General features: G+C 52.6%; 10 protein-coding genes. All 10 read left to right on the top strand.

Annotated features, from left to right (window positions below):
- Positions 1-5 precede the first annotated feature (5 nt).
- The 10 genes from cdsA (at position 6) to dnaE (ending at position 12,937) form a co-directional block, all read left to right on the top strand.
- Positions 6-863, top strand: a complete 858-nt coding sequence (cdsA, locus tag C1P89_RS14700; RefSeq protein ID WP_000922446.1) for a phosphatidate cytidylyltransferase — start codon at positions 6-8, stop codon at positions 861-863.
- An 11-nt stretch (positions 864-874) separates the two neighbouring features.
- Positions 875-2,227, top strand: coding sequence for a sigma E protease regulator RseP (gene rseP, locus C1P89_RS14695; protein ID WP_005139421.1), 1,353 nt, complete (start codon positions 875-877; stop codon positions 2,225-2,227).
- Positions 2,228-2,256: 29 nt separating this feature from the next.
- The gene (bamA, locus tag C1P89_RS14690) at positions 2,257-4,689 is read left to right on the top strand and encodes an outer membrane protein assembly factor BamA (RefSeq protein WP_001240896.1); all 2,433 of its coding nucleotides are present in this window, start codon (positions 2,257-2,259) and stop codon (positions 4,687-4,689) included.
- A 121-nt stretch (positions 4,690-4,810) separates the two neighbouring features.
- Positions 4,811-5,296 carry a molecular chaperone Skp gene (gene skp / locus C1P89_RS14685; protein WP_000758956.1) on the top strand — a complete coding sequence of 162 codons (486 nt, stop codon included), beginning with the start codon at positions 4,811-4,813 and terminating at the stop codon, positions 5,294-5,296.
- 3 nt (positions 5,297-5,299) lie between these two features.
- A complete protein-coding gene (gene lpxD, locus C1P89_RS14680; RefSeq protein ID WP_001139282.1) occupies positions 5,300-6,325 on the top strand; it encodes a UDP-3-O-(3-hydroxymyristoyl)glucosamine N-acyltransferase in 1,026 nt (341 codons plus the stop codon).
- Between the two features lie 104 nt (positions 6,326-6,429).
- A complete protein-coding gene (gene fabZ / locus C1P89_RS14675) occupies positions 6,430-6,885 on the top strand; it encodes a 3-hydroxyacyl-ACP dehydratase FabZ (protein WP_000210739.1) in 456 nt (151 codons plus the stop codon).
- Between the two features lie 3 nt (positions 6,886-6,888).
- Positions 6,889-7,677, top strand: coding sequence for an acyl-ACP--UDP-N-acetylglucosamine O-acyltransferase (gene lpxA / locus C1P89_RS14670; protein ID WP_000565966.1), 789 nt, complete (start codon positions 6,889-6,891; stop codon positions 7,675-7,677).
- Complete coding sequence (lpxB, locus tag C1P89_RS14665) at positions 7,677-8,825, top strand: lipid-A-disaccharide synthase (protein ID WP_000139654.1); 1,149 nt, start codon at positions 7,677-7,679, stop codon at positions 8,823-8,825. Before lpxA ends, lpxB begins: the two co-directional genes overlap by 1 nt.
- A complete protein-coding gene (gene rnhB / locus C1P89_RS14660) occupies positions 8,822-9,418 on the top strand; it encodes a ribonuclease HII (protein WP_000569430.1) in 597 nt (198 codons plus the stop codon). The genes lpxB and rnhB overlap by 4 nt, the downstream gene beginning before the upstream one ends.
- 36 nt (positions 9,419-9,454) lie before the next feature.
- Positions 9,455-12,937, top strand: coding sequence for a DNA polymerase III subunit alpha (gene dnaE, locus C1P89_RS14655; protein ID WP_001294773.1), 3,483 nt, complete (start codon positions 9,455-9,457; stop codon positions 12,935-12,937).
- Positions 12,938-12,943 lie beyond the last annotated feature (6 nt).

The following is a 12,943-nucleotide window of genomic DNA, read 5'->3' as shown; positions in this document are numbered from 1 at the left end:
CGCTTTTGCTGAAGTATCGCCTGATATCTGCTTTTGTGTTAATACCCGTCGTCATCGCGGCGTTGTTTCTGTTGCCGCCGGTGGGGTTCGCCATCGTAACGCTGGTGGTCTGCATGCTGGCAGCGTGGGAATGGGGACAGCTTAGCGGTTTTACCACTCGTTCGCAGCGAGTATGGTTGGCGGTGTTATGCGGGTTATTGTTGGCGCTGATGCTTTTTCTGTTGCCGGAATATCACCGAAATATTCATCAACCGCTGGTTGAAATCTCACTTTGGGCTTCGTTGGGTTGGTGGATTGTCGCGCTATTGCTGGTGCTGTTTTACCCAGGTTCCGCAGCAATCTGGCGTAACTCTAAAACATTGCGCCTTATTTTTGGCGTGCTAACCATTGTTCCCTTCTTCTGGGGCATGCTGGCGTTACGGGCCTGGCACTATGACGAGAATCATTACAGTGGCGCAATATGGCTGCTCTATGTCATGATCCTGGTATGGGGCGCTGACTCCGGCGCATATATGTTTGGCAAATTGTTTGGTAAACATAAGCTGGCACCGAAGGTTTCTCCGGGTAAAACCTGGCAAGGCTTTATAGGTGGACTAGCGACCGCAGCGGTAATCTCATGGGGTTATGGCATGTGGGCGAATCTCGACGTCGCTCCCGTCACCTTACTCATTTGCTCTATTGTCGCAGCGTTAGCCTCAGTGCTCGGCGATCTGACCGAGAGTATGTTTAAGCGTGAAGCAGGAATTAAGGACAGCGGTCATTTAATTCCAGGACACGGTGGTATTTTAGATCGTATTGATAGCCTGACGGCTGCGGTACCGGTCTTTGCTTGCTTGTTGTTACTGGTATTCAGGACGCTTTAACGGAAGGTAATATGCTGAGTTTTCTCTGGGATTTGGCTTCGTTCATCGTTGCACTGGGTGTACTTATCACCGTGCATGAATTTGGTCATTTCTGGGTTGCCCGGCGTTGTGGTGTTCGCGTTGAGCGTTTCTCAATAGGGTTTGGTAAGGCGCTCTGGCGGCGAACTGATAAGCTCGGCACCGAATATGTTATGGCCCTGATTCCGCTGGGCGGTTATGTCAAAATGCTGGATGAGCGCGCAGAACCGGTCGTTCCGGAACTCCGCCACCATGCCTTCAATAATAAATCTGTTGGCCAACGAGCGGCGATTATTGCCGCAGGTCCGGTTGCAAACTTCATTTTTGCTATCTTTGCCTACTGGCTGGTTTTTATTATTGGTGTGCCTGGCGTACGTCCGGTGGTTGGTGAAATAGCAGCCAATTCGATAGCTGCGGAAGCACAAATTGCACCAGGTACGGAACTAAAAGCCGTAGATGGTATCGAAACGCCTGATTGGGATGCCGTGCGTTTGCAGTTGGTCGATAAAATTGGCGATGAAAGCACCACCATTACAGTAGCGCCATTTGGCAGCGACCAACGGCGGGATGTAAAGCTCGATTTACGTCACTGGGCGTTTGAGCCTGATAAAGAAGATCCGGTATCTTCGCTGGGGATTCGTCCTCGTGGGCCGCAAATTGAACCTGTACTGGAAAATGTGCAGCCAAACTCGGCGGCAAGCAAGGCAGGTTTGCAAGCAGGCGACAGGATCGTTAAAGTCGATGGTCAGCCCTTAACGCAGTGGGTGACCTTTGTGATGCTTGTCCGGGATAACCCGGGTAAATCCTTAGCGTTAGAAATCGAAAGGCAGGGGAGTCCCTTGTCTTTGACATTAATCCCGGAGAGTAAACCGGGTAATGGTAAAGCGATTGGTTTTGTCGGTATTGAGCCGAAAGTCATTCCTTTGCCAGATGAGTATAAAGTTGTACGCCAGTATGGGCCGTTCAACGCCATCGTCGAAGCCACGGACAAAACGTGGCAGCTGATGAAGCTGACGGTCAGTATGCTGGGAAAATTGATCACCGGTGATGTGAAACTGAACAACCTCAGTGGGCCGATCTCTATCGCCAAGGGGGCTGGGATGACAGCGGAACTCGGGGTAGTTTATTACCTGCCGTTTCTTGCGCTTATTAGCGTGAACTTAGGGATAATTAACCTGTTTCCGTTGCCCGTACTTGACGGGGGGCATCTGCTGTTCCTTGCGATCGAAAAGATCAAGGGCGGACCGGTATCCGAGCGGGTTCAAGACTTTTGTTATCGCATTGGCTCGATTCTGCTGGTGCTGTTAATGGGGCTTGCACTTTTCAATGATTTCTCTCGGTTATGAGAGTTAGTTAGGAAGAACGCATAATAACGATGGCGATGAAAAAGTTGCTCATAGCGTCGCTGCTGTTTAGCAGCGCCACCGTATACGGTGCTGAAGGGTTCGTAGTGAAAGATATTCATTTCGAAGGCCTTCAGCGTGTCGCCGTTGGTGCGGCACTCCTCAGTATGCCGGTGCGCACAGGCGACACGGTTAATGATGAAGATATCAGTAATACCATTCGCGCTCTGTTTGCTACCGGCAACTTTGAGGATGTTCGCGTCCTTCGTGATGGTGATACCCTTCTGGTTCAGGTAAAAGAACGTCCGACCATTGCCAGCATTACTTTCTCCGGTAACAAATCGGTGAAAGATGACATGCTGAAGCAAAACCTCGAGGCTTCTGGTGTGCGTGTGGGCGAATCCCTCGATCGCACCACCATTGCCGATATCGAGAAAGGTCTGGAAGACTTCTACTACAGCGTCGGTAAATATAGCGCCAGCGTAAAAGCTGTCGTGACCCCGCTGCCGCGCAACCGTGTTGACCTAAAACTGGTGTTCCAGGAAGGTGTGTCAGCTGAAATCCAGCAAATTAACATTGTTGGTAACCATGCTTTCACCACCGACGAACTGATCTCTCATTTCCAACTGCGTGACGAAGTGCCGTGGTGGAACGTGGTAGGCGATCGTAAATACCAGAAACAGAAACTGGCGGGCGACCTTGAAACCCTGCGCAGCTACTATCTGGATCGCGGTTATGCCCGTTTCAACATCGACTCTACCCAGGTCAGTCTGACGCCAGATAAAAAAGGTATTTACGTCACGGTGAACATTACCGAAGGCGATCAGTACAAGCTTTCTGGCGTTGAAGTGAGCGGCAACCTTGCCGGGCACTCCGCTGAAATTGAGCAGCTGACTAAGATCGAGCCGGGCGAGCTGTATAACGGCACCAAAGTGACCAAGATGGAAGATGACATCAAAAAGCTTCTCGGTCGCTATGGTTATGCCTATCCGCGCGTACAGTCGATGCCTGAAATTAACGATGCCGACAAAACCGTTAAATTACGCGTGAACGTTGATGCGGGTAACCGTTTCTACGTGCGTAAGATCCGTTTTGAAGGTAACGATACCTCGAAAGATGCCGTCCTGCGTCGCGAAATGCGTCAGATGGAAGGTGCATGGCTGGGAAGCGATCTGGTCGATCAGGGTAAGGAGCGTCTGAATCGTCTGGGCTTCTTTGAAACTGTCGATACCGATACCCAACGTGTTCCGGGTAGCCCGGACCAGGTAGATGTAGTCTACAAGGTGAAAGAACGTAACACCGGTAGCTTCAACTTCGGGATTGGTTACGGTACTGAAAGTGGCGTGAGCTTCCAGGCTGGCGTGCAACAGGATAACTGGTTAGGTACAGGTTATGCTGTTGGTATCAACGGGACCAAAAACGATTACCAGACCTATGCTGAATTGTCGGTAACCAACCCGTACTTCACTGTAGATGGTGTAAGCCTCGGTGGTCGTCTCTTCTATAATGACTTCCAGGCAGATGACGCCGACCTGTCCGACTATACCAACAAGAGTTATGGTACAGACGTGACGTTGGGCTTCCCGATCAACGAATATAACTCGCTGCGTGCAGGTCTGGGTTATGTACATAACTCCCTGTCCAACATGCAGCCTCAGGTTGCGATGTGGCGTTATCTGTACTCTATGGGTGAACATCCGAGCACCTCTGATCAGGATAACAGCTTCAAAACGGACGACTTCACGTTCAACTATGGTTGGACCTATAACAAGCTTGACCGTGGTTACTTCCCGACAGATGGTTCACGTGTCAACCTGACCGGTAAAGTGACCATTCCTGGATCGGATAACGAATACTACAAAGTGACGTTAGACACGGCGACTTATGTGCCGATCGATGACGATCACAAATGGGTTGTTCTGGGGCGTACCCGCTGGGGTTATGGTGATGGTTTAGGCGGCAAAGAGATGCCGTTCTACGAGAACTTCTATGCCGGTGGTTCCAGCACCGTGCGTGGCTTCCAGTCCAATACAATTGGTCCGAAAGCAGTTTACTTCCCGCATCAGGCCAGTAATTATGATCCGGACTATGATTACGAATGTGCGACTCAGGACGGCGCGAAAGACCTGTGTAAATCGGATGATGCTGTAGGCGGTAACGCCATGGCGGTTGCCAGCCTCGAGTTCATCACCCCGACGCCGTTTATTAGCGATAAGTATGCTAACTCGGTTCGTACTTCCTTCTTCTGGGATATGGGTACCGTTTGGGATACAAACTGGGATTCCAGCCAATATTCTGGATATCCGGACTATAGTGATCCAAGCAATATCCGTATGTCTGCGGGTATCGCATTACAATGGATGTCCCCATTGGGGCCGTTGGTGTTCTCCTACGCCCAGCCGTTCAAAAAGTACGATGGAGACAAGGCAGAACAGTTCCAGTTTAACATCGGTAAAACCTGGTAAGTGTTCTCCACAAAGGAATGTAGTGGTAGTGTAGCGATGACTTTAGGCGATCAATATAAGATCGCCGGGCCACGCAAAGAACTGCACCCTCCGGTGCAAATGGGATGGTAAGGAGTTTATTGTGAAAAAGTGGTTATTAGCGGCAGGTCTCGGTTTAGCACTGGCAACTTCTGCTCAGGCGGCTGACAAAATTGCAATCGTCAATATGGGCAGCCTGTTCCAGCAGGTAGCGCAGAAAACCGGTGTTTCTAACACGCTGGAAAATGAGTTCAAAGGCCGTGCCAGCGAACTGCAGCGTATGGAAACCGATCTGCAGGCTAAAATGAAAAAGCTGCAGTCCATGAAAGCGGGCAGCGATCGCACTAAGCTGGAAAAAGACGTGATGGCTCAGCGCCAGACTTTTGCTCAGAAAGCGCAGGCTTTTGAGCAGGATCGCGCACGTCGTTCCAACGAAGAACGCGGCAAACTGGTTACTCGTATCCAGACTGCTGTGAAATCCGTTGCCAACAGCCAGGATATCGATCTGGTTGTTGATGCAAACGCCGTTGCTTACAACAGCAGCGATGTAAAAGACATCACTGCCGACGTACTGAAACAGGTTAAATAAGTAATGCCTTCAATTCGACTGGCTGATTTAGCGCAGCAGTTGGATGCAGAACTACACGGTGATGGCGATATCGTCATCACCGGCGTTGCGTCCATGCAATCTGCACAAACAGGTCACATTACGTTCATGGTTAACCCAAAATACCGTGAGCATTTAGGCTTGTGCCAGGCGTCCGCGGTTGTCATGACCCAGGACGATCTTCCTTTCGCGAAAAGTGCCGCGCTGGTAGTGAAGAATCCCTACCTGACTTACGCGCGCATGGCGCAAATTTTAGATACCACGCCGCAGCCCGCGCAGAACATTGCACCCAGTGCGGTGATCGACGCGACGGCGAAGCTGGGTAACAACGTATCGATTGGCGCTAACGCGGTGATTGAGTCCGGCGTTGAACTGGGCGATAACGTGATTATCGGTGCCGGTTGCTTCGTAGGTAAAAACAGCAAAATCGGTGCAGGTTCGCGTCTCTGGGCGAACGTAACCATTTACCATGAGATCCAGATCGGTCAGAATTGCCTGATCCAGTCCGGAACAGTGGTAGGCGCAGACGGCTTTGGTTATGCCAACGATCGTGGTAACTGGGTGAAGATCCCACAGATTGGTCGCGTAATTATTGGCGATCGCGTGGAGATCGGTGCCTGCACAACCATCGATCGCGGCGCGCTGGATGACACTGTTATTGGCAATGGCGTGATCATTGATAACCAGTGCCAGATTGCACATAACGTCGTGATTGGCGACAATACGGCGGTTGCCGGTGGCGTCATTATGGCGGGCAGCCTGAAAATTGGTCGTTACTGCATGATCGGCGGAGCCAGCGTAATCAACGGGCATATGGAAATATGCGACAAAGTGACGGTTACGGGCATGGGTATGGTGATGCGTCCCATCACTGAACCAGGCGTCTATTCCTCAGGCATTCCGCTGCAACCCAACAAAGTCTGGCGCAAAACCGCTGCACTGGTGATGAACATTGATGACATGAGCAAGCGTCTGAAATCGCTTGAGCGCAAGGTTAATCAACAAGACTAACGTTCCATCTTTTGTTCGCCAAACTTTACGGCCTGTCTCATTCTTACGATTGCGGCAGGCCGTGTTATTATTGTCGTTTCTTATATTTTGACAGGAAGAGTATCTTGACTACTAACACTCATACTCTGCAGATTGAAGAGATTTTAGAACTTCTGCCGCACCGTTTCCCGTTCTTACTGGTGGATCGCGTGCTGGATTTTGAAGAAGGTCGTTTTCTGCGCGCAGTAAAAAATGTCTCTGTCAATGAGCCATTCTTCCAGGGCCATTTCCCTGGAAAACCGATTTTCCCGGGTGTGCTGATTCTGGAAGCAATGGCACAGGCAACAGGTATTCTGGCGTTTAAAAGCGTAGGAAAACTGGAACCGGGTGAGCTGTACTACTTCGCTGGTATTGACGAAGCGCGCTTCAAGCGCCCGGTCGTGCCTGGCGATCAAATGATCATGGAAGTCACTTTCGAAAAAACGCGCCGCGGCCTGACCCGTTTTAAAGGGGTTGCTCTGGTCGATGGTAAAGTAGTTTGCGAAGCAACGATGATGTGTGCTCGTAGCCGGGAGGCCTGATACGTGATTGATAAATCCGCCTTTGTGCATCCAACCGCCATTGTGGAAGAGGGCGCGTCAATTGGCGCGAACGCACACATTGGTCCTTTTTGTATCGTTGGACCCCATGTCGAAATTGGTGAGGGTACCGTACTGAAATCTCACGTTGTCGTGAATGGTCATACTAAAATTGGCCGCGATAATGAGATTTATCAGTTCGCCTCCATCGGCGAAGTTAACCAGGATCTGAAATATGCTGGCGAACCGACCCGTGTGGAAATCGGCGATCGTAACCGCATTCGCGAAAGCGTCACCATTCATCGTGGCACAGTCCAGGGCGGTGGATTGACGAAGGTGGGCAGCGACAACTTACTGATGATCAACGCGCACATTGCGCACGATTGTACGGTAGGTAACCGCTGTATTCTCGCCAACAACGCAACGCTGGCGGGTCACGTATCGGTTGACGACTTCGCGATCATCGGCGGCATGACCGCAGTCCATCAGTTCTGCATCATTGGTGCGCACGTGATGGTTGGCGGCTGCTCCGGTGTGGCGCAGGACGTCCCTCCTTATGTCATTGCGCAGGGTAACCACGCAACGCCGTTCGGTGTCAATATCGAAGGGCTGAAGCGCCGCGGATTCAGCCGTGAGGCGATTACCGCTATCCGCAATGCGTATAAGCTGATTTATCGTAGCGGTAAAACGCTCGATGAAGTGAAACCGGAAATTGCTGAACTGGCGGAAACATATCCGGAAGTGAAAGCCTTTACCGATTTCTTTGCACGCTCAACGCGCGGTCTGATTCGTTAATGACTGAACAGCGTCCATTAACGATTGCCCTGGTCGCCGGAGAAACCTCCGGCGATATCCTGGGGGCCGGTTTAATCCGCGCTCTGAAAGAACATGTGCCCAACGCCCGCTTTGTTGGTGTTGCCGGGCCACGAATGCAGGCTGAAGGCTGCGAAGCTTGGTACGAAATGGAAGAACTGGCGGTAATGGGCATTGTTGAAGTGCTCGGTCGTCTGCGTCGCTTACTGCATATTCGTGCCGATCTGACAAAGCGTTTTGGCGAACTGAAGCCAGATGTTTTTGTTGGTATTGATGCGCCCGACTTCAATATTACTCTTGAAGGTAACCTCAAAAAGCAGGGTATCAAAACCATTCATTACGTCAGTCCATCCGTCTGGGCGTGGCGACAGAAACGCGTTTTCAAAATAGGCAGAGCCACCGATCTGGTGCTCGCATTTCTGCCTTTCGAAAAAGCGTTTTATGACAAATACAATGTACCGTGCCGCTTTATCGGTCATACCATGGCTGATGCCATGCCGTTAGATCCAGATAAAAATGCCGCCCGTGATGTGCTGGGGATCCCTCACGATGCCCACTGCCTGGCGTTGCTACCGGGGAGCCGTGGTGCAGAAGTTGAAATGCTTAGTGCCGATTTCCTGAAAACGGCCCAGCTTTTGCGCCAGACATATCCGGATCTCGAAATCGTGGTGCCACTGGTGAATGCCAAACGCCGCGAGCAGTTTGAACGCATCAAAGCTGAAGTCGCGCCAGACCTTTCAGTTCATTTGCTGGATGGGATGGGCCGTGAGGCGATGGTCGCCAGCGATGCGGCGCTACTGGCGTCGGGTACGGCAGCCCTGGAGTGTATGCTGGCGAAATGCCCGATGGTGGTGGGATATCGCATGAAGCCTTTTACCTTCTGGTTGGCGAAGCGGCTGGTGAAAACTGATTATGTCTCGCTGCCAAATCTGCTGGCGGGCAGAGAGTTAGTTAAAGAATTATTGCAGGAAGAGTGTGAGCCGCAAAAACTGGCTGCGGCGCTGTTACCGCTGTTGGCGAACGGGAAAACCAGCCACGCGATGCACGATACCTTCCGTGAACTGCATCAGCAGATCCGCTGCAATGCCGATGAGCAGGCGGCACAAGCCGTTCTGGAGTTAGCACAATGATCGAATTTGTTTATCCGCACACGCAGCTGGTTGCGGGTGTGGATGAAGTCGGACGCGGGCCGTTAGTTGGCGCGGTCGTCACCGCTGCGGTGATCCTTGACCCGGCGCGCCCGATTGCCGGGCTGAATGATTCCAAAAAGCTGAGCGAAAAACGCCGTCTGGCGCTCTATGAAGAGATCAAAGAGAAAGCGTTGAGCTGGAGTCTGGGCCGCGCGGAACCCCACGAAATCGACGAGCTGAACATTCTTCATGCGACCATGCTGGCGATGCAGCGTGCCGTCGCTGGGCTGCATATTGCGCCGGAATATGTGTTGATTGATGGTAACCGCTGCCCGAAATTACCGATGCCTGCGATGGCTGTGGTGAAAGGCGATAGCCGCGTACCGGAAATCAGTGCCGCGTCTATCCTGGCGAAAGTGACGCGTGACGCCGAAATGGCGGCGCTGGATATTGTTTTCCCGCAATATGGTTTTGCCCAACACAAAGGGTACCCAACCGCTTTTCATCTGGAAAAACTGGCTGAACACGGCGCGACCGAACACCATCGGCGCAGCTTTGGGCCTGTCAAACGCGCACTGGGACTTGCGTCCTGATTCTTGTGTCGAGATTAAGTAAACCGGAATCTGAAGATGTCTGAACCACGTTTCGTACACCTGCGGGTGCACAGCGACTACTCGATGATCGATGGCCTGGCCAAAACCGCACCGTTGGTAAAAAAGGCGGCGGCGTTGGGTATGCCAGCACTGGCGATCACCGATTTCACCAACCTTTGTGGTCTGGTGAAGTTCTACGGAGCGGGACATGGCGCAGGGATTAAGCCTATCGTCGGGGCAGATTTTAACGTCCAGTGCGACCTGCTGGGTGATGAGTTAACCCACCTGACGGTACTGGCGGCGAACAATACCGGCTATCAGAATCTGACGTTGCTGATCTCAAAAGCGTATCAGCGCGGGTACGGTGCCGCCGGGCCGATCATCGATCGCGACTGGCTTATCGAATTAAACGAAGGGTTGATCCTTCTTTCCGGCGGACGCATGGGCGACGTCGGACGCAGTCTTTTGCGTGGTAACAGCGCGCTGGTAGATGAGTGTGTCGCGTTTTATGAAGAACACTTCCCGGATCGCTATTTTCTTGAGCTGATCCGCACCGGCAGGCCGGACGAAGAAAGCTATCTGCACGCGGCGGTGGAACTGGCGGAAGCGCGCGGTTTGCCCGTCGTGGCGACCAACGACGTGCGCTTTATCGACAGCAGCGACTTTGACGCACACGAAATCCGCGTCGCGATCCACGACGGCTTTACCCTCGACGATCCTAAACGCCCGCGTAACTATTCGCCGCAGCAATATATGCGTAGCGAAGAGGAGATGTGCGAGCTGTTTGCCGACATCCCCGAAGCTCTTGCCAACACCGTTGAGATCGCCAAACGTTGTAACGTAACCGTGCGTCTTGGTGAATACTTCCTGCCGCAGTTCCCGACCGGGGACATGAGCACCGAAGATTATCTGGTCAAGCGTGCAAAAGAGGGCCTGGAAGAGCGTCTGGCCTTTTTATTCCCTGACGAGGAAGAACGTGTTAAGCGCCGCCCGGAATATGACGAACGTCTGGAGACTGAACTTCAGGTTATCAACCAGATGGGCTTCCCGGGCTACTTCCTCATCGTTATGGAATTTATCCAGTGGTCGAAAGATAACGGCGTACCGGTAGGGCCAGGCCGTGGCTCCGGTGCGGGTTCACTGGTGGCCTACGCGCTGAAAATCACCGACCTCGATCCGCTGGAATTTGACCTGCTGTTCGAACGTTTCCTTAACCCGGAACGTGTCTCCATGCCTGACTTCGACGTTGACTTCTGTATGGAGAAACGCGATCAGGTTATCGAGCACGTAGCGGACATGTACGGTCGTGATGCGGTATCGCAGATCATCACCTTCGGTACAATGGCGGCGAAAGCGGTGATCCGCGACGTAGGCCGCGTGCTGGGGCATCCGTACGGCTTTGTCGATCGTATCTCGAAACTGATCCCGCCCGATCCGGGGATGACGCTGGCGAAAGCGTTTGAAGCCGAGCCGCAGCTGCCGGAAATCTACGAAGCGGATGAAGAAGTTAAGGCGCTGATCGACATGGCGCGCAAACTGGAAGGGGTCACCCGTAACGCCGGTAAGCACGCCGGTGGGGTGGTTATCGCGCCGACCAAAATTACCGATTTTGCGCCGCTTTACTGCGATGAAGAGGGCAAACATCCGGTCACCCAGTTTGATAAAAGCGACGTTGAATACGCCGGACTGGTGAAGTTCGACTTCCTTGGTTTGCGTACGCTCACCATCATCAACTGGGCGCTGGAGATGATCAACAAGCGGCGGGCGAAGAATGGCGAGCCGCCGCTGGATATCGCTGCGATCCCGCTGGATGATAAGAAAAGCTTCGACATGCTGCAACGCTCGGAAACCACGGCGGTATTCCAGCTTGAATCGCGCGGCATGAAGGACCTGATCAAGCGTCTGCAACCTGACTGCTTCGAAGATATGATCGCACTGGTGGCACTGTTCCGCCCCGGCCCGTTGCAGTCAGGGATGGTGGATAACTTTATCGACCGTAAACATGGTCGCGAAGAGATTTCCTATCCGGACGTACAGTGGCAGCATGAAAGCCTGAAACCGGTACTGGAGCCAACCTACGGCATCATCCTGTATCAGGAACAGGTCATGCAGATTGCGCAGGTGCTTTCTGGTTATACCCTCGGTGGCGCGGATATGCTGCGTCGTGCGATGGGTAAGAAAAAGCCGGAAGAGATGGCTAAGCAGCGTTCTGTATTTGCTGAAGGTGCAGAAAAGAACGGAATCAACGCCGAACTGGCGATGAAAATCTTCGACCTGGTGGAGAAATTCGCGGGTTACGGATTTAACAAATCGCACTCTGCGGCCTATGCTTTGGTGTCATATCAAACGTTATGGCTGAAAGCGCACTATCCGGCGGAGTTTATGGCGGCGGTAATGACCGCCGATATGGACAACACCGAGAAGGTGGTGGGCCTGGTGGATGAGTGCTGGCGGATGGGGCTGAAAATCCTGCCACCAGATATAAACTCCGGTCTTTACCATTTCCACGTCAACGACGACGGCGAAATCGTGTATGGTATTGGCGCCATCAAAGGGGTAGGTGAAGGTCCGATTGAGGCCATCATCGAAGCCCGTAATAAAGGCGGCTACTTCCGCGAACTGTTTGATCTCTGCGCCCGTACCGACACCAAAAAGTTAAACCGGCGGGTGCTGGAAAAACTGATCATGTCCGGGGCGTTTGACCGTCTTGGGCCACACCGCGCGGCGCTGATGAACTCGCTGGGTGATGCGTTAAAAGCGGCAGATCAACACGCGAAAGCGGAAGCTATCGGTCAGGCCGATATGTTCGGCGTGCTGGCCGAAGAGCCGGAACAAATTGAACAATCCTACGCCAGCTGCCAACCGTGGCCGGAGCAGGTGGTGTTAGATGGGGAACGTGAAACGTTAGGTCTGTACCTTACGGGACACCCTATCAACCAGTATTTAAAAGAGATTGAGCGTTATGTCGGAGGCGTAAGGCTGAAAGACATGCACCCGACAGAACGTGGTAAAGTCATCACGGCTGCGGGGCTCGTTGTTGCCGCGCGGGTTATGGTCACCAAGCGCGGCAATCGTATCGGTATCTGCACGCTGGATGACCGTTCCGGGCGGCTGGAAGTGATGTTGTTTACTGACGCCCTGGATAAATACCAGCAATTGCTGGAAAAAGACCGCATACTTATCGTCAGCGGACAGGTCAGCTTTGATGACTTCAGCGGTGGGCTTAAAATGACCGCTCGCGAAGTGATGGATATTGACGAAGCCCGGGAAAAATATGCTCGCGGGCTTGCTATCTCGCTGACGGACAGGCAAATTGATGACCAGCTTTTAAACCGACTCCGTCAGTCTCTGGAAGCCCACCGCTCTGGGACAATTCCAGTACATCTCTACTATCAGAGGGCGGATGCACGCGCGCGGTTGCGTTTTGGCGCGACGTGGCGTGTCTCTCCGAGCGATCGTTTATTAAACGATCTCCGTGGCCTCATTGGTTCGGAGCAGGTGGAACTGGAGTTTGACTAATACAGG

Source organism: Shigella sonnei (genome assembly GCF_002950395.1).
Lineage (GTDB): Bacteria > Pseudomonadota > Gammaproteobacteria > Enterobacterales > Enterobacteriaceae > ECMA0423.
This window is presented reverse-complemented; position numbering and strand designations above follow the sequence as displayed.